Genomic DNA, 25,064 nt, shown 5'->3' on the forward strand with positions numbered 1-25,064 from the left:
ATTTCTTTCCAAGCCTCCAGTCATCAGGGTTTGTGCGGACACCTAAACTCGACCGATGGCCAAGGACAAAACGACTTTCGTCTGCAGTGAATGCGGCGGCACCAGCCCCAAGTGGCTCGGCAAATGCCCGAGCTGCGGTGCGTGGAACACATTGATTGAACAGGTGGCCGGCAGCAACGCCCCGGCCAACAACCGCTTCGGCACGCAGTTCTCGCCGCTGGCGGGCGTCTCCGAACTGGCGACGCTGTCGGAGATCGAGGCGACCGACATCGCACGCACGCCCACCGGCATCGACGAACTCGACCGCGTGCTGGGCGGCGGCATCGTGTCGGGCGGCGTGACGCTGATCGGCGGCGACCCGGGGATCGGCAAGTCGACGCTGCTGCTGCAGGCGGTCGATGCGCTCCAGCGTGCTGGGCAGAACGCGCTCTATGTGACGGGCGAGGAAAGCGGTGCTCAGGTCGCGCTGCGCTCGCGCCGGCTCGGGCTCGATCACTCGCAGGTGCAGGTGCTCGCCGAAATCCAACTCGAGAAGATCATCGCCACGCTCGACGCCACGCGGCCTGCGATCGCGGTGATCGACTCCATCCAGACGGTGTACTCCGACCAGCTCACTTCAGCGCCAGGCTCCGTGGCGCAGGTGCGCGAATGCGCCGCGCACCTCACGCGTTTTGCCAAGACCAGCGGCACGGCCGTGGTGCTGGTGGGCCATGTCACGAAAGAGGGCGCGCTCGCAGGCCCGCGCGTGCTGGAGCACATGGTCGACACGGTGCTGTATTTCGAAGGCGACACGCATTCGAGCTTCCGCCTCGTGCGCGCCATCAAGAACCGTTTCGGCGCCGTGAACGAGATCGGCGTGTTCGCGATGACCGAGCGGGGCTTGAAGGGCGTGGCGAATCCGAGCGCGATCTTCCTGAGCCAGCACGCCGAGCCGGTGCCCGGCAGCGTGGTGCTGGTCACGCTGGAGGGCACGCGGCCGATGCTGGTGGAAATCCAGGCGCTGGTCGACAACGGCGGGCCGAGCCCGCGGCGCCTCTCGGTGGGCCTGGACCGCGACCGTCTCGCGATGCTGCTCGCGGTGCTGCACCGCCACGCGGGCGTGGCCTGCATGGACCAGGACGTGTTCGTGAACGCGGTGGGCGGCGTGCGCATCAGCGAGCCCGCGGCCGACCTGGCCGTGATGCTGGCCATCACCTCGAGCCTGCGCGGCAAGCCGCTGCCCAAGGGTTTCATCGCGTTCGGTGAAGTGGGCCTCGCCGGTGAAGTGCGTCCCGCGCCGCGTGGGCAAGAACGTCTGCGCGAAGCCGCCAAGCTGGGCTTCAGCATCGCGGTGGTGCCCAAGGCCAACGCACCGCGCAAAGGTTCGAAGGAGATCGAAGGCTTGACCATCCATCCCGTCGAACGCATCGAAGAGGCGATGGACGTGGTCCGCCGCCTCGATTGATTCATTCATTGGGGAAAAAAATGCCCGGCGCGCCTGTGGCGCGCCGGGCCACCCTCCCTATCCCCCGATGTGCATCGTGAACGCCGGCCCGCTGTTGAGCACGCATTGGCCGCTGCCCAACGTGGCCGAGTTCATCGTGTACTGGCAACTCAGGTTGCCGCCGCGATTGCCGCTGGCATTTGCCACACCGGCACCTCGCGAGCCGGCAACCCGGGTCGCCTCTCCCTGAAACTGTTCACCGCCGATCTGCGCGTTGAAGTGGCCGCGGCCGTTCATGTCGTTGGTCACCGTGCCTGCGACGGTTCCGTAGCGCGCCGCTTCGGCGTTCGACGGATACAGGCGTGCACTGAAGCTCTGCGCGATCGGTCCCGGTGCAACGGCATAGGCCTGCGAAGGCGGCGCCGCGGGTGCGGGTTGTGCGATGGGCACCACATAGCAACCGCTGAGTGCGGCGGCCGTGAGCGTGGCGGCGAGAGTGAGACGAACGATGGTGGCGGAACGCGAAATATTCATACGCTTTTCTGTGGCCCGGGTTGATGCCCGTGCGGTGAAATGTGCCGCCTCGCGCCACCGCGCCACTCGCATTTCGCGGTGAGTACCGTTTTTCGCGCCCGGTGGTAGCCACGGCCGATACAGCGCCGCTGCGCCCATGTCGATATGTGAACTTTCGAATGCGCCGACAGGGCGCAAAGCATCGAGCGGCGACAATGCGCGCCATGAATTTCCAGAAATTGCTGGTGCCCGTAGGCGGCATCGTCCTTCTCGGCCTGGCGTGGCGCAGCTACGGCTGGGCCGGCGTCGCACTGACCGGCGGCGTCATCGTGATGTTCCTGCTGCTGCACTTCAACCGCGCGATGCAGGTGCTCAAGCGCGCTGCCGACCGGCCGGTGGGCTACGTGGCCAGCGCGGTGATGCTCAACGCCAAGCTCAAGCAGGGCGCGACCCTGATGCACGTCATCGCCATGACACGCGCACTCGGCGAACTGCGCTCCCCCGCGGACACGCAGCCCGAGCTCTACCGCTGGACCGACACGGGCGGCTCGTACGTCGATGCGGTGTTCAACGGCGGCAAGCTGCAGAGCTGGGAAATGACGCGGCCCGAAGCCGCTCCCGAAGAAGAAACACCCGCCAGCTAATCCGCAGCGGCCTTGCGGCGCGGCCGGCGCCACAGCGGATTCACCTTCGCATGGTGGCGCACTTCCTTGGTGAACTCCGCGCACATGTGAGTCATGAGGTCGGCCGAGCGATAGACCAGGTAGACGTCGAAGTCCGGCACTTCGTCGGTGATCGGCAGGCGCTCCAGCAGGCCGGGCTGCATCCGCACCGCGCCCGCGTCGTGGAACACACTGTCCGACCACATGCTCACGAGGTCGGTCTGCGTGGCCAGCTGCAGCCCCAGCAGGTTCGATGCGCTCTGCACCATGCGCTTGGGCATCTCCAGCCCGTTCACGCGCATCGTCGATACCAGCGGGCTGCCGGGCTCGTCGATGGGGTCCAGCACCAGCCAATCGGCCTCCAGCAGCGTGCGGAGCTTGCGCACCCGCCGCAGCGGATGCCCGGTGCGCACCGCCACATGCATCGACAGCGAGAACAGCGGCTCCCACTGAAAGACGTTGGTGCCCGGTCCGTTGCAGGTCGAGACCAGCGCCAGGTCGAGCCGGCCTTCGCGCAGCCCCTCGAAGAGCTGCTGCGGCCGCTGCTCGTAGGCGCGCAGCGCCACGTTGGGAAAGCGCTGCCTGAACGATGCCATCGCATTGGGCAGCGGCCCGCCCGAGGCGACCGCGGTAAAGCCGATATTGAGCTGTGCCTCGTCGCGCCCGCGAATCGCCTCGATGTCCTCGAGCGCGTGTCGCAGCTCCTGCTCGACGAGGCTCGCGCGCCTGACCAGTGCCGTGCCATAGGCCGTGAGGTTCACCCCGCGCGTGGTGCGCAGCATCAGCGTCACGCCGAGTTCGCGTTCCAGTTCGGCGATCGTCTTGGACAGCGCCGGCTGCGTGATGTGCAGGCTGCGCGCCGCCTCATGGATGCTTCCGTTCTGGGCGACCGCCAGGAGAACGCGCAGTTGTTGCAGCTTCATCTTTCCTCCGTGATCCCGGTGGAATCCCTTGGGGGATTCCATTTGGTTATCAGCATGAAAATATGTGATTCTGCGCTGGCGCGCTTTGCCTGAATACTCCGCCGCTGTTCTGTTCGTGGAGTCGATTCGATGAGTGAAGCCGCTTTGCCCGCAAGCCAGATGGGGGGCGCTCCCCCGACGGCCGCCGCGCCGTCTTCCCCTGCCGACACCGTGCAGGCGAAGGGCAAGCACAAGGGCAAGCAGACCCAGTTCCGCCTGATCGCCGCCTGCTCGCTGGGCAATGCGCTCGAGATGTACGACTTCACCGTCTACAGCTTCTTCGCGCTCCTGATCGGCAAGCTGTTCTTCCCGTCCGACAGCCCCTACGGCTCGCTGCTGCTGGCCGTAGCCACCTTCGGCATCGGCTTCGTGATGCGGCCGCTGGGCGGCGTGGTCATCGGCAGCTACGCCGACCGCAAGGGACGCAAGGCCGCGTTGACGCTCACCATCGGCCTCATGGTGGCGGGCACGCTGTGCATCGCGCTCGCGCCCACATACGCTTCGGCCGGCGTGTTCGGCTCGCTGATGATCCTGGCGGGGCGTCTCTTGCAGGGCTTTTCGCTCGGCGGCGAGATCGGCGCCGCCACCTCGATGCTCATGGAGTCGGGCGGCATCCGGGGCCGCGGCTTTCGCGTGAGCTGGCAGCTCGCGAGCCAGGGCATCGCGGCGGTGTTGGGCGCACTCACCGGCGCCGCGCTGTACGCCGCGCTGCCGCAGGCCTCGCTCGAGAGCTGGGGCTGGCGACTGCCGTTCCTGTTCGGCCTGCTGATTGCGCCGGTCGGCTTCTACATCCGCGCCAACCTGGAGGAAACGCATCAGGGCGGCCGCCATGAATCCAGCCCGATGGGCCGGCTGCTGCGCGAGCACGGAGGCACGGTGCTCAAGGGCATCTTCTCCATCACGGCGGGCACGGCCGCCATGTACCTGGTCGTGTTCTTCATGCCGACCTACATGATCCGCGTGCTGCACATGCCGCCGTCGCTGTCGCTGCTGTCGGGCTGCGCCACCGGCATCACGATGTTCGCGGTGGCGCTGCTGGCGGGGCGCCTGGCCGACAGGCTGCCCAACCGCAAGCCGCTGGTGATCGGCTCGCTGGTGCTCGGCGTGCTGGCGGTGTATCCGGCCTTCTGGCTCATCAACCACTACCCGAGCGTGCCGCTGGTGTTGTGCCTGTCGGTGCTGCTGACGGCGATCGTGAACCTCGGCACCACGCCCCTGTTCCTGATCCTGCTCGAGATGCTGCCGATCGGCGTGCGCGCGAGCGGCATCTCGGTGATCTACAGCGTCGGCGTGACGGTGTTCGGCGGCTCCTCGCAATTCATCGTGACCTGGCTGCTCGCGACGACCGGCAACCCGATGTCGCCGGCCTTCTACATGATGGCCTGCGGCGTGCTGAGCATCTGTGCGCTCGTGAGCCTGCGCGCACGCCGGGCCGACTGAAAAGATTTCCTCCCCGCAACATCGAAGAACAACAGACAACCACATCCATCCATGACCCGCGAACTCAGTCTCCAGACCTCCCGGCTCCTGTCCCGATTGCTGCCGCAGGCCGACGTCGACACCCAGGCCTTCATCGACATCCGCCGCCAGATCCACGCCAACCCCGAGCTCGGCTTCGAGGTGGGCGCGACCGGCGAGCTGGTCGCCAACCTGCTGCGCGAATGGGGCTACGAGGTGCACACGGGCATCGGCAAGACCGGCATCGTGGCGCAGCTCAAGGTCGGCAGCGGCACGCGGCGGCTGGGCATCCGCGCCGACATGGATGCGCTCCCCATCGTCGAGGCCACGGGCCTGCCCTATGCGAGCAAGACCCACGGCCGCATGCACGCCTGCGGCCACGACGGCCACACCGCCATCCTGCTCGCGGCTGCCAAGGCGCTCGCGAAGCGCCGCGATTTCGACGGCACGCTGAACCTGATCTTCCAGCCCGACGAGGAGAACCTCTGCGGCGCGCGCGCAATGATCGAGGACGGCCTGTTCGAGCGCTTTCCCTGCGATGCCGTCTACGCGCTGCACAACGCGCCGGGCGTGCCGGTCGGCAGCTTCCTGGTGATCGAGGGGCCGGTCACCCTGTCTTCGGACGTGGCCGACGTCACGATCAAGGGCGTGGGCGGGCATGGCGCCATGCCGCACCTCTCGCGCGATCCCGTACCCGCGGCGGCTGCGGTGGTCACGGCCCTGCAGACCGTGGTGGCCCGCAACGTGACGCCGGGCGACACCGCCGTCGTGTCGGTCGGTTTCATCCGCGGCGGCGCCACGCACAACGTGATTCCGCAATCAGTGGCGCTGGGCCTCAACGTGAGGGCGGCGCGGCCCGAGACGCGCGCGGTCGTGGAGCAGCGCATCCGCGAGATCGTGAGCCTCACGGCGCAGGCCCACGGCGTCGAGGCCGAGATCGACTACCGCCAGCTCGTGCCGCCGGTGGTCAACACCGCGGCCGAATGCCGGCTGATGGCGCAGGTCTGCGCCGAGCTCGTCGGCGCGGAGCATGTGGTCACCGAGGCGCCGAAGGGCTTTGCAGGCAGCGAGGACTTCGCCTGGATGCTCGCCGAGTTGCCGGGCTGCTATGTGCTGCTCGGCAACGGGGAGGGCGAGTTCGGGGGCTGCATGGTGCACAACCCCGGCTACGACTTCAACGACCAGGTGCTGCCGCTGGGCGCCGCGTGCTGGGTGCGTTTGGCACAGACTTACCTGGCGAAGACATGAATAAACCTGCTGCGCAACCCGATCTCGCATCTGCGGTCCTCACCGTACGTGAGTACGGTTCCGGTCCTTGACGCAAGCTCGGGCTGCTCGCTACGGTTTCTTCACGTCTTCGGAGCGCCTTGACTTAAAACGGCGCGTCTTCCTCTTCCTCGGCGGCATCGACCGGGGTCGTGGGCACTGCCGCTTTGGCGGCCGGCTTCGGCGCTTCGTCCGCCGGTGCCGCGCCGAACGCCGCCTCGCCGCCCAGCGCATCGAGCAGCGCCGGCACCAGTTGGCCAAGTTCGCCGGTGGCGATTGCCACGTCGGCGTCGTAGTTGTCTTCCTTCTTGCCGCCTGCCGCGCCGTCGCCCGTGCCTTCCAGGAACACGATCTTGCGGATCAGCATGCCGTGCGTCAGCTCGAACGACACGCGGTCGTCCCAGGTGAGCGCGAGGCGAGTGGGCCGCTTGCCGTCGGTGATGTGCTTCTGCACTTCCTCGATATCGAGCGGGTGCTTGGCGTAGCGCACCACGGCCTTCGAATCGTCCGAGGCCTTGAGTTCGCACTCGCGGTCGATGGTGAAGCCGGCCGGCGGCTCCTGCGTCAGCAGCCAGTTCGCCATGGCGGCGGCCGGTTCGATCTGCGTGTTGATCAGTGCCACCGCAAAGCCGTCGAGCGACTTCACGAGGCTGGTGACCACTTCGTCGGCGCGCGAGGCGTTGCCGCTGTTGATCACGAGGCGGTGCTCGGCCTTGTCGATCCACACCGCCACGCGCGCGCTGCGGGTGAAGGCCATCGGCAGCAGCTCCAGGGTGATGTCTTCCTTGAGCTCCTTCTTTTCCTTCTTGCCGGGCTTTCGGCCGGTGGTGGCCTCGATCTGCGCGCAGCGCTCGTCGAGCTTGCGGCGCACCACGGAGCCGGGGACCTGCTTGCTCTCGATCATGTATTCGACGAGCCACTGGCCGTCGATGGATTCGACCAACGGGCCGCCGGCCTCGCCGCGGGGCTCGGCCCAGCCGGCAGACTTTTCCTGCGAGGGGCCGCAGGGCTCGAAGCGGTGCTTGCCCAAGCCCTCTTCCGCCTCGGCCAATGTTTGGGACCAGGCAGGTTCGATGCGATAGACGATGACGTTCTTGAATACGGACACGGAAACCCTTTTTCCACTGGTTTGCACAACCGGCCATTGTCGGGCACCCGGAGAGGGTCTGTCATCCGTCAAACGCCCTCGCGAAACCCTGCTGCGCGGCGCAGTGCGAGGCGCCCTGAGCGCCGCGTAGGCTGCTACGCAAGCGAAGGGCAACGCCGCAATGCGCCGCGCAGCAGGGTTTCCCTCCGGGCCGGCCCCGCCATACGGCGTCTGCTTTGTCGGCCGGCTTGCCCATGGGGGCCCATGGGCTGCGCCGCCCTTCGCGCATACACCATATGGCAGGGCCGGCGCGAGGGTGTTTGACGGATGACAGACCCTCCGGGCGCCGCCTTAAAATCGAAAGCTTTTGCGACTTCCCCCTCTGTCGCACCCCCACACCGCTCCCAAAGGAATCAGGAAATGAGCTCGATCCCCCCCTCGCTGGACGACCGTGACGGCAAGATCTGGATGGACGGCGAACTCGTGGACTGGCGCGACGCCAAGATCCACGTGTTGAGCCACACGCTGCACTACGGATGCGGCGCCTTCGAGGGCGTGCGCGCCTACAAGACGGCGGACGGCGGCACCTCCATCTTCCGCCTGGCCGAGCACACCGAGCGCCTGTTCAACAGCGCCAAGATCCTGCGCATGAAGATTCCCTTCTCGCAGGAGCAACTGAACGAAGCCCAGAAGCAGGTGGTTCGCGAGAACAAGCTGGAAAGCTGCTACCTGCGCCCCCTCATCTGGATCGGCTCCGAAAAGCTGGGCGTGAGCCCCAAGGGCAACAAGATCCACGCCATGGTCGCGGCCTGGTCCTGGGGCGCCTACCTCGGCGAAGAAGGCATGCGCCGCGGCATCCGCGTGAAGACCTCCAGCTACACCCGCCACCACGTCAACATCACGATGACGCAGGCCAAGTCGGTGAGCAACTACACGAATTCGATCCTGGCCAACATGGAAGCGCTGGACGACGGCTACGACGAAGCGCTGCTGCTCGATGCGAGCGGCTTCGTGTCGGAAGGCGCGGGCGAGAACATCTTCGTGGTCAAGGGCGGCGTGGTCTACACGCCTGACCTCTCGGCCGGCGCCCTGAACGGCATCACGCGCAACACGATCCTGCACATCTGCAAGGACTTGGGGTTGGAACTCGTGCAGAAGCGCATCACGCGCGACGAGGTCTACATCTCCGACGAAGCCTTCTTCACCGGCACCGCCGCCGAAGTGACGCCGATCCGCGAACTCGACCGCATCGAGATCGGCAACCGTGGCGACGGCGGCTCGCGCGGCCCGATCACCGAGAAGATCCAGTCTGCCTTCTTCGACATCGTGAACGGCAAGAATCCCAAGTACGCCCACTGGCTCACGAAAGTCTGAGAAAACCCATGTCTACCAATGCAGTCGTCGAACTCCTGGCCAAGGAGCTCAACCATCAGGGCGGCGTGTTCTGCCCCAGCCCCAAGGCCGACATGAAGCTCTGGAACAGCCACCCCAAGGTCTACCTGGACGTGGCGCGCACCGGCGAAGCCAAGTGCCCGTACTGCGGCACGGTGTACCGGCTGAAGGCCGGTGAAGCCGTGTCGGCGCGCCACTGAGTTGCGCCTGACCTGACGTGACGCTTCGCGGCCTGCTGTGGCGCTTTGCCGCAGCTTACGTGGTGCTGCTGATCGTCGTCGGCGTCGCGCTGAACCTGGCGGGCGCCAGCTCCAGCACGGGCGGCAACATGGCCGCCTTGCTCGGCACCGTGGCGTGGGTGTGCATGGACTCCGCCAAGAAGAACGGCCGCTACTTCACCCCTGAGGAAAAGAAGCGCGCCGTCCTGGGCATGCTCGTCATCGACATGGCGATCCAGGCCGCGGTGACGGTGGCGGTCGGGCTGTTCGCCGGTGCGACGGGCCTGTCGCTGGGGCCGGCCCTGCTGGTGCTGCTTTTCGTCGGCGTGCTGCACGCGCTGGTGATCTGGTTCTTCGTCGGCTTTGCCGGCAAGCAGCACGCGGCGGCCGAGGCCCGGCGCAACAAGATCGGTTGAATCAGGGCGCGAGGACCATCGGCAACGTCTTCTGGCCGCTGATCCATTCGCCGCGCAGGCCGGCGCCATCGGGCTTGAGGCGCAGGCGCGTGTCGCTGGACTCCTCGAGCAGCAGCACGCCGTTCTGGTATTTGCCGAACACCGAGATCGCTTTGCGATAGCGGTCGTAGAAATACGTGGCGGCGACAGAGCCGTCGCTGCGCAGCGCCTCCAGCCGCAGGGTCACCGGCAGGCGCGCATCGATGGTGCCGTGCAACACCTGGTCGAACGGCGATGCCGGAGCAGGCGCCGCGCCTTCGCCCAGCAGCAGCGCGCGGCCGTAAGCCGTGAGCCACGGCCCGAGCTGGGCGGGCGTGAAGCGGGTGCTGAGGTCATCGAGGTCGTCCAGCGCGCGCATCGCGTGGTTGCTGCAGCGGCCCTGCGTGAACAGCACGCCCTTCGCATCGATCTCCATGCCGCGCATGCCCTCGATCTTCTGGTAGACCGGGTCCTGGCGCGACGTCAGGCACTCGGTGTAGAGCGCGATCTTGTCTTCGCGCGCTTCTTCCTTGCTGCGCGCCTTGTTCCCCAGCGCGGCAATCTCCTTGCGCAGCCTGGCGGCGTTGTTCGCCTGGATCTTGCGCGCCATGTCGGCAAGGCCCTCGGCGGTGAACAGGTCGCCCGGCGAGAGATGACGCCCGGTCGTCGCATCGAACGCGTGCCCGACGGAGAAGCTTTCGCAATACGCGCCGCAGCCTTCCCCTTCGACGCGCAGCGACAGCACGCGGCCGTCGTTGCGCAGCACCGCGTAGCCGAGGTTCGGCAACCGCTCCCAGTTTTTCGCATCGACGCCGCGCAGGCCCTCCGCGGCGCGCGCCGGCGCCATGGCCTCGAAGGTGTCGATGAAAAGAAACTGGTTGATGCGATCGGCGACCTTGGCGTCGTCGGTGCGCACCCAGGGAAAGCGTTGCGCCTCGGGGCCTGAGCCGTGGACGAGGCCCTGCACGACGGCGGGGGCCGCGTGCGCACCGAAGGTGCAGGCCAGAAGCAGGATGAGGGTGGCGAGGATGCGTCGCATGGTTTTATGCCGTGGGATTGGTGTTCAGGTTCGGCCGACGCCACGGCCACAGGTCGCGCCACGGCGCGGGATCGTTCTTTTCCTGCGCGAGCCTCAGATACACCATCGCGATCCAGAGCAGCGCGAGGCCGATCTGCGCATCGCGCATGGCCGAGTTCACGCTCGATGCGATCAGCGCGATCAGCGTTGCGGCCAATGCGAAGCGGCCGGCGATGTCGGGACGCCGCCACGCCTGCCATACCGCCGCCACCATGATGACCAGCAGGCTCAGCAGCGCGGGCAATCCGCCCTGCGCGCCCACCCAGAGAAAGTCGTTGTGCGGCATGTTCGAGTCCGCGAACAAGGCCGGGCCGCGCTTGTGCCACTGGCTGGTCCAGCCGCCGATGCCCCAGCCGGTGAGCGGCCGGTCGGCGATCATGAGGCCGGTGTCGCGGTACATGTAGTACCGGATGACCCAGCTTCCGTGGAAGACCGCGCCGGTTTGCGCCTCCTCGATTTCCTGCACGCCCGTCTCGACCTTGTGCTGCAGCTGCGGCAACTGATAGAGCGCGGCCCCGATCACGACCGCTCCCAGCACCAGCGCGCTCACCAGCATCTTCAGATGGTTGCGCCACTGGTGGATGCACACCACCGGAACCACCAGCAGCAGCGCGAGCACCGAGGTGCGCGAGGTCAGCGGCAGCGCGACCACGAAGCCCAGCCCCAGCATCAGCAAGAAAGCCGGAATGGCGCGCAGCGGCTTGTGACCGGCGGTCTGCGCAATGCCCCACACGGCAGCCGTGGCGGCCACCACGCTGAACAGCAGCGCGTTGCTGATCGACTTGTTGCCCACCTCCATGACCACCCCGCGCAGCGGCGACCAGACCGGAAAGCCGATGGCGTAGTGCAGAACGATCAGCAGGATGTTCAGCGCCGCGATCAGCAGGAAGCCGCGCAACGCCCAGATCGCTTCTTCGCGCGTGAGCGCCATCGCCATCAGGATCGTGAGGCCGATGCGCACGCCGTGAAAGAGGTTGGAGCCGGTCTCCGGGTAGTGCGGCCCGAAGGCCAGCACCAGAAGGGTCCAGGCCAGGTAGGCGACCACCGGCCACCACAGCGGATTGGCGCGCAGGCGCGCGAAGCGTTCGGCGTATCCGCCGGCGAGCAGCATCGCGAGCAGCAACAGGATGGCCGACAGGTAGGTGACGCCGACCGGCATGAACACCACCAGCCCCCAGAACATGGCCGCGGGCCGAACGATGTGCGATCTCTGCATAGGGGCGGGATTTTAGGGTGCAGGCTTGGTACTCCCCCAGGCTTCGCGCACTTCGTGTCGCTTCTCCTTCCCCCTCGCCGGGGGCGACGCCTGCGGCCCGGCGAAGCCGGTTCCGCGGCGTCCCGCGAAAGGGATTCGGGTGTGTCAGTGCGCGGTCGCGGCCACCGGCAGCCGGATCACGAAGCTCGCCCCGCCTTCCGGCGCGTCTTCGCATCGCACGGTGCCGCCGTGCCGCTCGGCAATCGACTTCACCAGCGCCAGCCCGAGGCCCACGCCGCCGTTGCGCTCGCTCGCGCCGGGCAGCCGGTAGAAGGGTTCGAAGATGCGTTCGCGCAGGGCCGGCGGCACGCCGGGGCCGCGGTCGTTCACGCGCACGGTGGCAAAGCCGTTGGCGCTGCCCAGTTCCACGCTGATGCTGCCGGCGCCGTAGCGGCGGGCGTTTTCCAGCAGGTTGCGGATCGCGCGGCGCAAGAGGCGCGACACGCCCGGCACCGTGAGCGCCGCGTTGTCGGTGCCCTCGGCCAGGTCGAGTTCGGCATTCACCTGCGAGCATTCCTCGGCGGCGAGACCCGTGAGGTCGACCGCCTCGATGGTGCCCATGTCGGCCTCGCTCGCATCCAGGCGGCTGGCGAGCAGGATCTCGTCGATGAGCTGGTCGAGTTCGCCGATGTTGCGCGAGATTTCCTCGCGCGCCTTGGGGCTCGGATGCTCGCCCATCAGCTCCAGCCCCATGCGGATGCGGGTGAGCGGCGAGCGCAGCTCGTGCGATGCGTTGGCCAGCAGCGACTTGTGCGAGCGCACCAACTGCTCGATGCGTTCGGCCGACGCGTTGAATCGTTTGGAGAGATCAGCCACTTCGTCCTGTCCTTCTTCGGTCACGCGCACCGAGAGATCGCCATCGCCCCAGCGCTGCACGCCGCGCTGCAGCGTTTCCAGCCGCTGCGTGATGCGCCGCACGATGGGGTAGACGCCCAATGCCACTGCCACACCCACCAGCGCGATCATCCAGCCGAGGCCGAAGGGCGTGCGCCACGGCGCGAAGCCGCCGGTGCCGGTGGCCCGCTCGCGGGGCGCCACGCGCAGCGTGATGGCCTTGCCGTCGCTCAGCGTCACGTCGAATTCCAGTCCCTGGCCCGGCACGCGCAATGCGGTGCCCGAACCGATCGTCCGGTCCTGCGCATCGAGCACGACCACGTGGCGCGGCACCGGCGCCAGCCGCTCGCGCTCGGCCTCGGCGGCCTCGCGCACGATCCAGTTGGCCATCAGCGTGAGGATGACCACGCCGCCCACCACCGCGAGCCAGATGCGGACGTAGAGGTGGCCGGAGTAGAGCTTGCGCAGCATCAAGCCTCAGTCTTGTTGCTTGGCGAAAACGTAGCCGACGCCGCGCACGGTGAGGATGCGCTTGGGGTTCTTCGCATCGACTTCTATCGCGGCGCGGATGCGGCCCATGTGCACGTCGATCGAGCGGTCGAAGGCCTCGAGCTCGCGGCCGCGCACGGCTTCCATGATCTGGTCGCGCGTGAGCACGCGACCCGCGCGCTCGGCCATCGCGACCAGCAGGTCGAACTGGTAGGAGGTGAGGTCGGCCAGCGCGCCGGCCACGGACACGGTGCGCGCGTTGCGGTCGATCTCCAGCGTGCCGAAGCGCATCACGGTGGAGGCTTCGCTCTCGGTGGCGTTCTCGCTGCGGCGGCGCAACACGGCGCGGATGCGCGCCAGCAGCTCGCGTGGCTCGAAGGGCTTGGGCAAGTAGTCGTCGGCGCCGATTTCCAGGCCGATGATGCGGTCCATCGGGTCGCCCTTGGCGGTGAGCATCAGCACCGAGACCTTGGAGATCGGGCCGGGCAGCGCGCGGATGCGGCGGCAGACTTCGAGCCCGTCGGTGTCGGGCAGCATCAGGTCGAGTATCACGAGGTCGGGGGCGTGCTGCTGCAATTGCTCCAGGCCGCTCGCGCCGTCACCGGCGTGGTTGAAGGCGAAACCCGACTGCGTCAGGTACTCGCCCACCATCTGCGCCAGGCGGGCGTCGTCTTCGATCATCAGGAGTTGGGGGGTGCTCATGCGCTTCATGGTCGTCCACAGGGAGCAAGCGGGCTTGAACGCTCCGTAAAGTTGGGTAAACCTCAGGCGTGGGTGTCAACCGGAGGTGCTGCGAAAAGCATAGCGTCGCGGGCCGTGGTCGCGGGTGTTTTCCCACGGTTTTCTTCGAGAAGCGCCAGCAGGGCGCCGGCCTCCACGTCCGGATCGGCGGTGCGAGCCCGCCCGAGGATTTCGCCGGCCAGTTGCCGCAGCATGACCGTCGAAGCCCGGATGCGGTCCTTGAAGCCGGCGTCGTCGAGCGTGTCCTTCAGGCTGCGGTTGAGCTCGGCGAACCACGGCATCGCGGCCTGGTCGAGCATCGCGGCCGGGTTGCTCTTGTTGCTCGACGCCGACCAGTCGCGCATCAGCCGCTGCACCGCGACATTCAGGCGCTGGCAGTGCTGCAGTTCGTCCTTCAGGCTTCCGAGCGCCGGCAGGTCGGTCAGGCGCCGCTGGAAGAAGATCTGCGCGAGCACGCCCCAGTAGTACGCGTAGTCCCAGATCACCTTCACCGGCAGCACCTCCGGGTCACCGAAGAGCGGGTACTGGTCCTGGTAGAGCGCGAGCGTGCTTTCGTAGAACGAGTGGTAGATCTGGTCGTAGAGCTGGGCTCGGGCTTCCAGGGGGCGGCCCGCGCGGTCCTGCGCAATGAGGTCGGTGATGTAGGTGTTGGCGATCGCGATGAAGTCGCTGCCGGGCGAATAGAACGGGTCGAGAAAGAGCCCCGCCTCGCCCGTCATCGCCCAGCGCTCGCCCGAGAACACCTGCTTGCAGCCGTGCGAGAAGTGCCTGAGGAACGCGAAGTCCTGCAGCAGGTGGCGCTTGCCGTCCAGCGCCTCGTACAGGCGCGGCTGGTAGGTGGCGAACCAGGCCATCGCCTTCTCGAAGGTGTCGATGGTGTCCAGCGGATGCAGCGCCGGGTCGGCCACGATGCCCACCGAGTGCGAGCCCGAGGCCAGCGGAATCAGCCAGGCCCAGTAGCCGGCGCCCACGAAGTGGTTGGTCGAGAGCCAACGCGCCTGCGGGTTGCAGCGTTCGCGCCATTCGGCGTTGTCGCTCCAGTCGTCGACCGCGATGCGCTCGCCGATGCGGAACCACACCGCGTTGACGTCGTGCGCGTTGGGCTCGGCAAGGCCGAGCTTGCGCTTGAGCATGCCGGCGCGGCCGCAGGCGTCGATGAGCCAGCGCGCCTCTGTGGCGTGGGTTTCTTCGCCGCGCGTCCATTCGATGCGGTGGGGCGTCGCGGGGTCTGCGGCCAAATCGATGCGCCGCACCAACGCGCTGTCGACGAAGCGCACGCCGTGCCGCACGGCTTCCTCGGCCAGGAAGTTCTCGAAGATGCCGCGGTCGATCTGGTAGCTGGGCACCGCCAGGTAGCGGCTCGCGCCGATCTCGGTGACGTTGTCGATGTCGCTGCGGCCTTCGCTGAAGAAGAAGCGAAAGCCGAACTTGCGCAGCTGCGCTTCGTCCATGTGCGCCTTGAGCCCGAGCACCGTGTCGAAGTAGTGCGCCCCGATCTCGACCGACGATTCGCCCACCTTGTGGGCCGCGTGCGGCACCGGATGCGTGCGGCGCTCCAGCACCAGCACCTTCAGGTCGCCGAAGCGCTGCTTCAGCTGGATCGCCAGCGTGAGGCCGGCGAGACCGCCTCCCATGATCACTGCGTCAAACGAATCCAGCGCAGTGTCGGTCATGGTCTCAGTCCTTCGGAGGAGGCCGCAGCTGCAGCCTGAGTGACAGGGTGGGCGAGAGCTGCAGGCCGAACGCCGGTTCGTCCTCGCCTTCGACGTGCGCCAGCGATTCGAACAGGCCGAGCGCCTGCGCCATCGGGTTGATGGCCACCAGCGACTTTGCGGCTTCCGATCGCAGCGGCGTGTAGGTGGCCGCCGCGTCGTCGCCCGCCGCACCGTGGGAGGCCAGCGACCACTGCAGCGCGGCCACGCTGCGCTCGGTGCGCACGGGCGCGATCACCATCGCCACCGCGAGCATGCCGCGGCTTTCGGTCACCGATGTCAGGGCGCCGACGGTGGGCGTGTCGTAGCCCACCAGCAGCACCGGCTCCTGGTCGGCCGCGCATTGCACGGCCGCTTCGAGCAGGCCGGAGGCGAAGCTGTTTTCATAGGCCGACACGGCATTGCTCGCCGCCATGCAGCCCGTGCCGATGGTCCAGTACCCCACGGCCGCGTTGTGCACGGAGTTGTGGAACTTGGTGGGCGAAAGCATCTTCGGATCGCTCGCGAGCGTGCCGCACATGTAGTCGTTGATCGACAGGTCGCCGTGCGCCGAGGCGAACACGCAGGGCACGTCGGCCGCGTTGCGGCCCGAGGCGGCCATGGCGGCGGCGGCCACTTCGAGCGCCAGCGCCACGGTGTCGGGCGCACGGCGGCGCTCGGCCGGGGCCAGCACCTGCGGCGAGGGCCGCTTGGCCGGCGGATCGGCCAGCGCACCTTCGCCGCGGAAGGCCGCGCGCGCGGCGTCCCAGCCGGGGAGGGTCGGCGTCCAGAAGGCCGGGCCTTCGATGTAGAGGGTGGGGGGCATCGGGGGCATCGGGGGCGTCGGGGGCGTCGCTGTCGTGCTCATGCGGCGTCCGCCTTGCCGAACACGAGCGAGCAGTTGTTGCCGCCGAAGCCGAAGGAGTTGGAGAGCGCATAGCGCACCTCGCCGTGTTCGGGTGCGAGCCGGATCTGCGGGCCGAAGCCTTCGTCGATCGTGCGGGTGCCCACCGTGCCCGGCTTCAGGCCGCGTTCGATGGCCAGCAGGCTGATCACCGCCTCGACGATGCCCGCCGCGCCCAGCGTGTGGCCCATGAAGCCCTTGGTCGAACTCGCGTGCGTCGTGGCCGGGAAGCGGCGCGCCACCAGGGCGCCTTCGACCTCGTCGTTCTTCTGGCTCGCGGTGCCGTGCATGTTGATGTAGTCGATCGCCTCGGGCGGAAGGCCCGCGCGCAACAGCGCCTCGTCGAGCGCGCGCTCGGCGCCCAGGCCCTCGGGATGCGGCGTCGACATGTGGTGCGCGTCGCTCGCCTCGCCGTAGCCCAGGAGGCGCAGCGGTGCCGCATCGGCCCCGCCCTGCACGCGCTCGACCAGCGCGAAGCCCGCCGCTTCGCCCAGACTGATGCCGTCGCGTCCGGCATCGAACGGACGGCAGGGCTCCGTCGACACCAGCTCCAGCGAGTTGAAGCCGAACAACACGCTGCCGCAAAGCGTGTCCACGCCGCCGACCACCGCCGCATCGGCCAGGCCCAGGCGGATCAGCCGCTCGGCCGAGGCGAACACCTTGGCGCTCGACGAACAGGCGGTCGAGATCGTCTCGGCCGGGCCTTCGAGGCCGAGCACCTGCCGCACGAACATGGCGAGCGAATGGGGCGTGTGCACCGCGGCGCGGCGCTGGTCCGGCGGGAACATGCCGTTCCCGTCGAGCTGGGTGTAGGCCAGCTCGGTCTCGCCGATGCTCGAGGTCGAGGTGCCCAGGATCAGCGCGACGCGCGAGGCGCCGTACTTCTTGCGCGCGGCGGCCACCGCTTCGAGAAAACCATCGGCCTGCAGGCCCAGCCAGGCGAGCCGGTTGTTGCGGCAGTCCCACGAGGCCAGCGGCTCCGGCAGGCGAACGTCTTCGAGCCCTTCGACGCGGCCGATCCATGTGGGCAGGGGCGCATCGCCGAAGTCGTTGGCACGCAGGCCGCTGCGCGAGTTTTCGAGCGCTTCGGCCAGCGGCGCCTTGCCGACGCCGACGGCCGAGGTGGCCGTGTAGGCGCTGATCTGTAGAGGGGAAATACGGGAGAGCACGATGATTCTTGGAGCTGCGACAAGCGAAAGAACGTCGGTGTGACGACAGGCGTAATTTTCAGGCAATGAATGTCACGCAGCCTACCAGCAGAGCGCCCGGGCCCGCGTCGGCTGTTTCCCATAAGTGCAGCGTAGGGCCACGGCCCTATTGACGGTCGGCGGCGCTTGTGGTCGTCGTGAGGCGCGAGGCCAGCGCGACCAGGAGCAGCACCGGCACGCCCAGCAGCGCGGTGGCGGTGAAGAACTGGCTGTAGCCGTAGGCGTCGACGAAGGCGCCCGAGTAGCCGGCAATGAATTTGGGCAGCAGCAGCATCAGCGAGCTGAACAGGGCGTACTGCGTCGCCGAGTAGCTGATGTTGGTCAGGCTCGACAGGTAGGCGATGAAGGCCGCCGAGGCGATGCCGCCGGCCAGGTTGTCGGCCGAGACCACCGCGATGAGTGCTGTGAGGTCGTGCCCGCGCGAGGCCAGCCAGGCGAACAGCAGGTTGCTCGCGGCACTGAGCACCGCGCCCAGCATCAGCACGCGCATCACGCCCAGGCGCATCGAGAGCACGCCGCCCACGAAGGCGCCCACCAGCGTCATGACCACGCCGTATATCTTGCTGACCGTGGCCACCTCGTCCTTGGTGAAGCCCATGTCCACGTAGAACGGGTTGGCCATGATGCCCATCACCACGTCGCTGATGCGGTAGATGGCGATCAGCGCGAGGATCAGCGCGGCCTGCCACTTGTAGCGGCGGATGAAATCGGCAAAGGGATCGATCAGCACGTTCTGCAGCCACTCGGCCGCGTTCTTCGCCTTGGGCAGCACGAGCCGTACCGGCTCGGGCGACAGCAGCACCGTGAGCACGCCGACGCCCATCGAGGCGGCCATCACGAGGTAGGCGGTTTTCCAGGCGCCGTTCTGGTAGGCCGCCGCGCCGGTGGCGGCGACGGCGGGCGCCACCTCGGCCCAGGCCGCGACCCACAGCACGCCGGCGCCGGCCCAGATCATCGCGAGCCGGTAGCCCGTTTGATACGCGGCGGCGAGCGCGGCTTGCTTGCGCGTCTCGGCCGATTCGATGCGGAACGCGTCCAGCGCGATGTCCTGCGTGGCCGAGCCGAAGGCCACCAGCAGCGCGCACCAGACCAGCGGCGCGAGCCCGTTGCGCGGATCGTTCATCGCCATGCCGACCAGCCCGACGATCACCAGCGCCTGCGCCAGCAGCAGCCAGCCGCGGCGCCGCCCGAGCAGCGTGGTCAGCGGCGGCAGCGGCATCCGGTCGACCAGCGGCGCCCAGACCCACTTGAAGCCGTAGGCCAGGCCCACCCAGCTCAGATAGCCGATGGTGGTGCGGTCGATGCCCGCTTCGCGCAGGCGAAAGCTCAGCGTGCCCAGCACCAGCAACAGCGGCAGCCCGGCCGAGAAGCCCAGCGCCAGCATGCGCAGCGTGGCCGGCTCGAGGTAGACCTTCAGCGTGTCGCGCCAGGACGGTGAGGGGGTGGTGGGGGTTTCGAGCGGCGGAGCGGACATGAGCCCCGGATTGTCCATGAGCCGCCGCGGGAATCGGCCGGCCCGTTTGTCTTCATTTGTTCCTATGATCCGCCCCCTATGTGCACACGATGCGAACGCCCCATTTCCGCCGCCTCGGCCGCTTCCCCGGCCTCGCCCTGGCAGCCGCGAAGAGCCTTCCTGCTGGCCGCGGCCGGTGCGGCCACCACGGCGCTCGGCGGTCCGGCCTTCGCGCAGGTCAACGTCGGCAACGCCTCGGTGGCGCGCAACCTCGTGCCCGCGGACAAGATCGAGGCGGCCGGCGTCCAGCAGTACGGCCAGTTGCTTGCCCAAGCCCGCGCCAAGAACGCGCTCGCCGGCGACAACAACGCGCAACTGCAGCGGCTGCGTGCCATCGCGCAACGGCTCATTCCCTTTGCCACGCCCTGGAACACGCGGGCGCGCGAATGGAAGTGGGAGGTCAACCTGATCGGCAGCAAGCAGATCAACGCCTTCTGCATGCCCGGCGGCAAGATCGCTTTCTTCACCGGCATCCTCGAGCAGCTCAAGCTGAGCGACGACGAGGTCGCGATGGTGATGGGCCACGAGATGGCCCACGCGCTGCGCGAACACGCCCGCGCCCGCATGGCCAAGAGCGCCGGCACCGGTGCGGCGCTGTCGATCGGCGCGCAGCTGCTGGGCCTCGGGCAGGTGGGCGACATCGCGGCGCGCGCCGGCACGCAGCTCATCACGCTCAAGTTCAGCCGCAGCGACGAGACCGAGGCCGACCTCGTGGGGCTCGAACTCGCGGCACGCGCGGGCTACGACCCGAAGGCTTCGGTGTCGCTGTGGAACAAGATGGCGACCGCTTCGAAGAACCAAGGCGGCTTGAGCTTTCTCTCGACGCACCCGAGCGGGACGGACCGGATTGCGAAGCTCGAAGCGAACATCCCGAAGGTGGAGAGCCTCTACCGGAACGCCAAGCGGAGCTGAGTCCGGCTCCCTGCATGACTCCCTCTCCCTCTGGGAGAGGGCGAGGGTGAGGGCAGCGGCCTTCATATAAGAGTTGCGCCTCATCGGCGGCACCTCACCCTCACCCCAACCCTCTCCCCGAGGGGAGAGGGAGCAAATCTCTCCAACCCGGTCTTCAGCACAGCCGTCATTCCGGCTGGCACATTGCTTGCATCTCGACTTGTACACAAGTTTGGATGCCTGAAGATGGTGCATGAATACGACCCGCTGACCGCCGCCGCCTGGATCGCGAAATTCCCGACGCCCGTGGCCGGTGCCGAAACTGCCGACACCCCCGGCGTGACCCTGCCGCTCGCCGGGCTGCGCTTCGCGGTCAAGGACAACATCGACGTGGCCGGCGTGCCCACCACCGCCGCCTGCCCGGCCTTCGACCGCCGCCCGACGGCACACGCGGCCGTGGTGCAGCGGCTGCTCGAAGCCGGTGCGTCGCTGGCCGGCAAGACCAATCTCGACCAGTTCGCCTGCGGCCTGAACGGCACGCGCTCGCCGTATGGCGAGGTGCCCAACGCCTTCGATGCGCGCTACGTTTCCGGCGGTTCCAGCTCCGGTTCGGCGTACGTGGTGGCTGCGGGCGAGGTCGACTTCGCGCTCGGCACCGACACCGCCGGCTCCGGCCGCGTGCCCGCCGGGCTCAACAACATCGTCGGCCTCAAGCCTTCGCGCGGGCTGCTCAGCACCTTCGGCGTGGTGCCGGCTGCGCAGAGCGCGGACTGCGTTTCGATCTTCGCGCGCACCGTGGCGCTGGCCGTCGACGTGATGCTCGCCGCCTCCGGCCACGACCCGCGCGACCCGTACTCGCGCGACATCGCGATGCACCGCAAGCCGCTGCCCGCACGCTTCAACTTCGGCGTGCCCGACACGCTGAGCTTCTTCGGCGACACCGTGGCCGAAGAAGCCTTCCGCGATGCGCAGGCCAAGCTCGTGGCATTGGGCGGCACGGCCGTCACCATTCCCTACGCGCCGCTCGCCGAGGCCGCAGCACTGCTTTATGAAAGCGCACTCGTCGCCGAACGCTACGCCGCCGTGCGCGAGTTCTTCGACGCGCATGCCGACGAGGTGATCGAGCCCGTGCGCAGCATCCTCGCGAGCGGAAAGAAATATGTCGCCGCCGACGTGTTCGACGCGCAGACCCGCCTTCGCGCCATCGCGCAACAGGTCGAGCCGATGTGGCGCGACATCGACGTGCTGCTGGTGCCCACCGCGCCCACGCACTACACGCGCGAAGCCATGCGCGCCGACCCGGTCGTGCTCAACCGCAACCTCGGCGCGTACACCAACTTCGTCAACTTGCTCGACTACGCGGCCCTTTCTGTGCCGAGCAGCCTGCGTGCGGACGGCCTGCCGTTCGGCATCACGCTGATCGGCCCGAGCGGGAGCGATCTCGCACTGGCCGACCTCGGCCAGCGCTATCACCACGCGACCGGCCTTGCGCAAGGCGCGACCGGCCAGCCGCTGCCCGCACCGCGCCCGGTGCCGGGCCTCATGGCACCGGTGCCGCAGACGCTCGCCATCGCCGTGGTCGGCGCGCATCTGTCGGGCATGCCGCTCAATGGCCAGCTCACCGAGCGCGGCGCCACGCTGCTGCGCGCCACGACCACATCGCCGGCCTACCGCCTCTTCGCACTCCCCGGCACCACGCCGCCCAAGCCCGGCCTGCAACGCAGCGCGGAAGGCGGCGCCGCCATCGCGCTCGAAGTGTGGGCCGTGCCCATCGCGCAGGTCGGCAGCTTCCTCGCGCTGATCCCGCCGCCGCTCGGCCTCGGCAGCGTCGAGCTGGCCGACGGCAGCTGGGTCCACGGCTTCATCTGCGAAGGCCATGCGCTGGCCGACGGGCAGGACGTGACCCACCACGGCGGCTGGCGCGCTTACGTCGCGAGCCGCGCCACCACCCCTTCCAACTGACCGACCGATCCAGGAGTCCCGATGAGCACCTTCGACAAATCTTCCGCCTCGCGCCGGCAGTTGCTGCAGGCCGGCATCGGTGCAGCGGGCCTGGCCGTGCTGGCCGCGCCCGCCATCGTGCGTGCACAGGCCGCGCCCAAGCTGCGCATCGGCTACTGGCCCGTGGCCGCCGGCCTGCCGTTCTTCGCGGCGGTGGACCGCGGCTACTTCAAGGAAGCGGGGCTCGACGTGGAGCCGCTCAAGTTCGCCGCCGCGCAACAGATCATGGAAGGCATGCTCGCGGGCCGTTGCGACGGCAGCGCCAACGGCACCGGCTCGGCCAACCTCGCGATCGGCGAGATCGCGCAGCCGGGCCTCTTCAAGATCTTCTGCACCAACCCGAGCAACGCCAAGTTCGTGCTCGACGAGTTCATCGTCGCCAAGGACAGCCCCGTCAAGACCGTGGCCGAACTGGCCGGCAAGAAGGTCGCCTCGGGCCCCGGCATCCAGAACGTCACGCTGTGCAAGACCATGCTGGAGCGCGCCGGCGCCAAGGGCGCGGTGGTGAGCGAGCTGCCCATCGGCCAGCACGTGGCGGCGCTCGCCGCAGGCCAGGTCGATGCCTGCTACACGCTGGAGCCCACCGGCACCGTCGGCCGCATGAACGGCACCACGCGGGTGATCGAGGCGGGCGTCGTCGCCAGGTACATCCTCGGCGACCCGATGGCGCCGTGGCATGGCGGGGCAGCGAGCCTCACCTCCGAGTTCATCAAGAAGAACCCCGAGGTCGCGAAGAAGTACATCGCGGCGTACGCCCGCGGCGTGGAACTGGTGCGCACCAAACCCGACGACGCACGACAGCACATGAAGGGCTACACCGCCATCGAAGGCAAGCTCACCGCCGAAGTGCCGCTCGCCTCGTACATGCTCTACAACGAGTTCAAGCCGAGCGACGTCGCGTACTTCCAGAAGTTCTACGACCTGTTCACCGAGAAAGGCATCTTCGAGAAGAAGGTGCCGGTGGACGCACTTCTCTACAAGGCCTGACCATGGCCGACGCAAGCACGACCACGGCCGCGCCGTGGACCCCGCCGGCCAGCCTCAACGCCGCTGTGCCCAAGCCGCCCCTGCGCGACCGCCTGCTGCCCTTCATTGGCCCAGTCGCTCTCTTCATCGCATGGGACCTGGTGGTGCGCCTGGGCTTCATCAAGCCCATCCTGCTGCCCTCGCCGGCCGACACCATCGCCGCGCTCATCACGGGGCTCGCGGGCGGGCCGCTGCTCACCGACTTCGCGATGACGGTGTGGCGCACGCTGCAGGCCTTTGTCATCGCTGCGGTGGTCGGCGTGCCGCTGGGCGTGCTGCTCGGCAGCAACGAGAAGGCGTACCGCAGCGTCGAGTTCCTGATCGACTTCTTCCGCTCCACGCCATCGTCCGCGCTCATTCCGCTGTTCCTCCTGATCTTCGGCGTGAGCGACGTCAACAAGATCGCCATCGCGGCGTTCGGCGCGCTGCTCATCGTGGTGTTCAACAGCGCCTACGGCGTCATCAATGCGCGCAAGCAACGCGTCATGGCGGCCAAGGTCATGGGCGCCTCGCGCTGGCAGGTCTTCAAGGACGTGCTGATCTGGGAGAGCCTGCAGCCCAGCTTCGTCGGCCTGCGCTCGGCGGTGTCGATGGCGCTGGTGATCGTCATCGTGGCCGAGATGTTCATCGGCTCCGACACCGGCCTCGGCCACCGCATCATCGATGCGCAGCAGGTGCTCAACGTGAAGAGCATGTACGCGGCGATCCTGGCAGCCGGAGCGCTCGGCTACGCGCTCAACATTCTTTTCCTCCTCGCCGAGCGCCGCATCGTGCACTGGAGCGGACGATGAAAGTCACGCAAGACATCGTCATCAACGGCCCGGTGTACGCCGACGTGCCCAAGCCGGTCTTCAAGCCCGGCCCGGCCGGCACGCACATCACCATCCGCGGCCTCACCAAGTACTTCGCGGGCTGGCCGCTGTACGAGAACTTTGACCTCGACATTCCCAAGCACAAGATCGTCTCGGTGTTCGGACCCAACGGCTGCGGAAAGTCCACGCTCATCAACATGATCGCGGGGCTCGTTCCCATCGACGCGGGCGAGATCCTGTTCGATGGCAAGCAGCGCAAGGACACCAAGATCGGCTACGTGTTCCAGAACTACCGCGAGGCGATGTTCCCGTGGATGCGCACCATCGACAACATCGCCTATCCGCTGAAGCTCGAAGGGCGCAGCAAGGCCGAGGTCGATCGGCGCATGGAAGAACTCGTCGCATCGTTCGATGTGAAGTTCGACCTCAAGCGCTTTCCGTATGAGCTCTCGGGCGGCCAGCAGCAGACCGCATCGATCATGCGGGCCCTCGCCCCCAACCCCGAGGTGCTGTTCCTCGACGAACCCTTCTCCGCGCTCGACTTCGAGATGACGCTCTTCATCCGCGAGAAGCTGCAGGAGGTGTTCATGCAGACCGGCACCACGATGCTCCTGGTGTCGCACGATCTCGAAGAGGCCGTGTACCTCGCCGACGAGGTGTTGCTGCTGACCAAGCGGCCCACCAAGGTGGCCGAGATCCTGCGCTACGGCGATGCGCGCCCGCGCACCGTCGAGACGCTGAGCACCGAGAGCTTCGTCGCGACGAAGAAGCTCAGCCTCGACATCTTCCAGCGCGAGGTGCGCCGATGACATTGGAAATCAATATCCCCGAGGTGCACGCCGAAGTCAGCGCCGTGTTCGCGCGCTACGAAGAAGCCCTCGTGACCAACCAGCGCGCCGTGCTCGACGAGCTGTTCTGGAACAGCCCGCACACGCTGCGCTACGGCTTCTCCGAGAACCACTACGGCCACGCCGACATCAGCGCCTTCCGTGCATCGCTGCCGGTGCAGAGCCCGCCGCGCGAGCTGCTGCGCACCGTCATCACCACCTACGGGCACTACTTCGCGACGGCGAACGTCGAGTTCCGGCGCGAAGGCAGCCGCGAGATCGGCCGCCAGAGCCAGACCTGGATCCGCACCGCCGACGGCTGGCGCGTGGCCGCCGCGCACGTGAGCCTGCCCGTCTGAACGGACGGCACATTTTTTGC

At 67.8% G+C, this 25,064-nt stretch carries 24 protein-coding genes; 13 read left to right on the plus strand and 11 right to left on the minus strand.

The window, feature by feature from the left end; translation table 11 throughout:
• Positions 1-55 precede the first annotated feature (55 nt).
• Complete coding sequence (radA, locus tag VARPA_RS01265; protein WP_013538720.1) at positions 56-1,444, plus strand: DNA repair protein RadA; 1,389 nt, start codon at positions 56-58, stop codon at positions 1,442-1,444.
• A 57-nt stretch (positions 1,445-1,501) separates the two neighbouring features.
• On the opposite strand, the gene VARPA_RS01270 is transcribed toward radA, so the two are convergent.
• Positions 1,502-2,152 carry a hypothetical protein gene (locus tag VARPA_RS01270; RefSeq protein ID WP_234974903.1) on the minus strand — a complete coding sequence of 217 codons (651 nt, stop codon included), beginning with the start codon at positions 2,150-2,152 and terminating at the stop codon, positions 1,502-1,504.
• On the opposite strand from VARPA_RS01270, the gene VARPA_RS01275 reads away from it, so the two are divergent.
• Complete coding sequence (locus VARPA_RS01275) at positions 2,152-2,580, plus strand: hypothetical protein (RefSeq protein WP_013538722.1); 429 nt, start codon at positions 2,152-2,154, stop codon at positions 2,578-2,580. The genes VARPA_RS01270 and VARPA_RS01275 overlap by 1 nt on opposite strands.
• Here the strand turns inward: VARPA_RS01275 and VARPA_RS01280 are convergent.
• Positions 2,577-3,521, minus strand: a complete 945-nt coding sequence (locus tag VARPA_RS01280) for a LysR family transcriptional regulator (RefSeq protein WP_013538723.1) — start codon at positions 3,519-3,521, stop codon at positions 2,577-2,579. The genes VARPA_RS01275 and VARPA_RS01280 overlap by 4 nt on opposite strands.
• Positions 3,522-3,650: 129 nt before the next feature.
• Here VARPA_RS01280 and VARPA_RS01285 point away from each other — a divergent pair, with 129 nt between their 5' ends.
• Both VARPA_RS01285 and VARPA_RS01290 read left to right on the plus strand, forming a co-directional pair.
• Positions 3,651-5,000, plus strand: a complete 1,350-nt coding sequence (locus VARPA_RS01285; RefSeq protein ID WP_013538724.1) for an MFS transporter — start codon at positions 3,651-3,653, stop codon at positions 4,998-5,000.
• Positions 5,001-5,051: 51 nt separating this feature from the next.
• Entirely contained in the window at positions 5,052-6,266 is a 1,215-nt protein-coding gene (locus VARPA_RS01290; RefSeq protein ID WP_013538725.1) for a M20 aminoacylase family protein, read from the plus strand.
• Between the two features lie 124 nt (positions 6,267-6,390).
• Here the strand turns inward: VARPA_RS01290 and VARPA_RS01295 are convergent, their stop codons facing one another.
• Positions 6,391-7,392: a recombination-associated protein RdgC gene (locus VARPA_RS01295; protein WP_013538726.1), complete on the minus strand. Its 1,002-nt coding sequence runs from the start codon at positions 7,390-7,392 to the stop codon at positions 6,391-6,393.
• 399 nt (positions 7,393-7,791) lie between these two features.
• On the opposite strand from VARPA_RS01295, the gene VARPA_RS01300 reads away from it, so the two are divergent.
• From VARPA_RS01300 to VARPA_RS01310, 3 genes are read left to right on the plus strand one after another with little or no spacing between them, the layout of a single operon-like run.
• Entirely contained in the window at positions 7,792-8,745 is a 954-nt protein-coding gene (locus tag VARPA_RS01300) for a branched-chain amino acid transaminase (protein ID WP_013538727.1), read from the plus strand.
• A gap of 8 nt (positions 8,746-8,753) precedes the next feature.
• Positions 8,754-8,963: a zinc-finger domain-containing protein gene (locus tag VARPA_RS01305; protein ID WP_013538728.1), complete on the plus strand. Its 210-nt coding sequence runs from the start codon at positions 8,754-8,756 to the stop codon at positions 8,961-8,963.
• Between the two features lie 17 nt (positions 8,964-8,980).
• Positions 8,981-9,397 carry an ABZJ_00895 family protein gene (locus VARPA_RS01310; protein ID WP_013538729.1) on the plus strand — a complete coding sequence of 139 codons (417 nt, stop codon included), beginning with the start codon at positions 8,981-8,983 and terminating at the stop codon, positions 9,395-9,397.
• A gap of 1 nt (position 9,398) precedes the next feature.
• On the opposite strand, the gene VARPA_RS01315 is transcribed toward VARPA_RS01310, so the two are convergent.
• From VARPA_RS01315 to VARPA_RS01350, 8 genes are all read right to left on the minus strand, one after another.
• Positions 9,399-10,454, minus strand: coding sequence for a hypothetical protein (locus tag VARPA_RS01315; protein ID WP_013538730.1), 1,056 nt, complete (start codon positions 10,452-10,454; stop codon positions 9,399-9,401).
• A 4-nt stretch (positions 10,455-10,458) separates the two neighbouring features.
• Positions 10,459-11,709 (minus strand): O-antigen ligase family protein, encoded by a 1,251-nt coding sequence (locus VARPA_RS01320; protein ID WP_041942730.1) that lies wholly within the window; start codon positions 11,707-11,709, stop codon positions 10,459-10,461.
• Positions 11,710-11,853: 144 nt separating this feature from the next.
• Complete coding sequence (locus tag VARPA_RS01325) at positions 11,854-13,053, minus strand: ATP-binding protein (protein WP_013538732.1); 1,200 nt, start codon at positions 13,051-13,053, stop codon at positions 11,854-11,856.
• A 6-nt stretch (positions 13,054-13,059) separates the two neighbouring features.
• Positions 13,060-13,782, minus strand: coding sequence for a response regulator transcription factor (locus VARPA_RS01330; RefSeq protein WP_013538733.1), 723 nt, complete (start codon positions 13,780-13,782; stop codon positions 13,060-13,062).
• 53 nt (positions 13,783-13,835) lie between these two features.
• Complete coding sequence (locus VARPA_RS01335) at positions 13,836-15,485, minus strand: NAD(P)/FAD-dependent oxidoreductase (protein ID WP_013538734.1); 1,650 nt, start codon at positions 15,483-15,485, stop codon at positions 13,836-13,838.
• 4 nt (positions 15,486-15,489) lie between these two features.
• Positions 15,490-16,329 carry a beta-ketoacyl synthase chain length factor gene (locus tag VARPA_RS01340; RefSeq protein ID WP_234974905.1) on the minus strand — a complete coding sequence of 280 codons (840 nt, stop codon included), beginning with the start codon at positions 16,327-16,329 and terminating at the stop codon, positions 15,490-15,492.
• 38 nt (positions 16,330-16,367) lie between these two features.
• Positions 16,368-17,576 carry a beta-ketoacyl-[acyl-carrier-protein] synthase family protein gene (locus tag VARPA_RS01345; protein WP_013538736.1) on the minus strand — a complete coding sequence of 403 codons (1,209 nt, stop codon included), beginning with the start codon at positions 17,574-17,576 and terminating at the stop codon, positions 16,368-16,370.
• Positions 17,577-17,721: 145 nt separating this feature from the next.
• The gene (locus VARPA_RS01350; RefSeq protein WP_013538737.1) at positions 17,722-19,107 is read right to left on the minus strand and encodes an AmpG family muropeptide MFS transporter; all 1,386 of its coding nucleotides are present in this window, start codon (positions 19,105-19,107) and stop codon (positions 17,722-17,724) included.
• 60 nt (positions 19,108-19,167) lie between these two features.
• Here VARPA_RS01350 and VARPA_RS01355 point away from each other — a divergent pair, with 60 nt between their 5' ends.
• The 6 genes from VARPA_RS01355 (at position 19,168) to hpxZ (ending at position 25,044) form a co-directional block, all read left to right on the plus strand.
• Entirely contained in the window at positions 19,168-20,040 is an 873-nt protein-coding gene (locus tag VARPA_RS01355) for a M48 family metallopeptidase (protein WP_013538738.1), read from the plus strand.
• A 225-nt stretch (positions 20,041-20,265) separates the two neighbouring features.
• Entirely contained in the window at positions 20,266-21,981 is a 1,716-nt protein-coding gene (atzF, locus tag VARPA_RS01360) for an allophanate hydrolase (RefSeq protein ID WP_013538739.1), read from the plus strand.
• A gap of 21 nt (positions 21,982-22,002) precedes the next feature.
• A complete protein-coding gene (locus tag VARPA_RS01365) occupies positions 22,003-23,007 on the plus strand; it encodes an ABC transporter substrate-binding protein (protein ID WP_013538740.1) in 1,005 nt (334 codons plus the stop codon).
• 2 nt (positions 23,008-23,009) lie between these two features.
• Positions 23,010-23,837 carry an ABC transporter permease gene (locus VARPA_RS01370; protein ID WP_013538741.1) on the plus strand — a complete coding sequence of 276 codons (828 nt, stop codon included), beginning with the start codon at positions 23,010-23,012 and terminating at the stop codon, positions 23,835-23,837.
• Positions 23,834-24,667, plus strand: a complete 834-nt coding sequence (locus VARPA_RS01375) for an ABC transporter ATP-binding protein (RefSeq protein WP_013538742.1) — start codon at positions 23,834-23,836, stop codon at positions 24,665-24,667. The genes VARPA_RS01370 and VARPA_RS01375 overlap by 4 nt, the downstream gene beginning before the upstream one ends.
• Entirely contained in the window at positions 24,664-25,044 is a 381-nt protein-coding gene (gene hpxZ, locus VARPA_RS01380; RefSeq protein ID WP_013538743.1) for an oxalurate catabolism protein HpxZ, read from the plus strand. The genes VARPA_RS01375 and hpxZ overlap by 4 nt, the downstream gene beginning before the upstream one ends.
• Positions 25,045-25,064: the final 20 nt, after the last annotated feature.

It is taken from the genome of Variovorax paradoxus EPS, from assembly GCF_000184745.1.
Taxonomy (GTDB): domain Bacteria; phylum Pseudomonadota; class Gammaproteobacteria; order Burkholderiales; family Burkholderiaceae_C; genus Variovorax; species Variovorax paradoxus_C.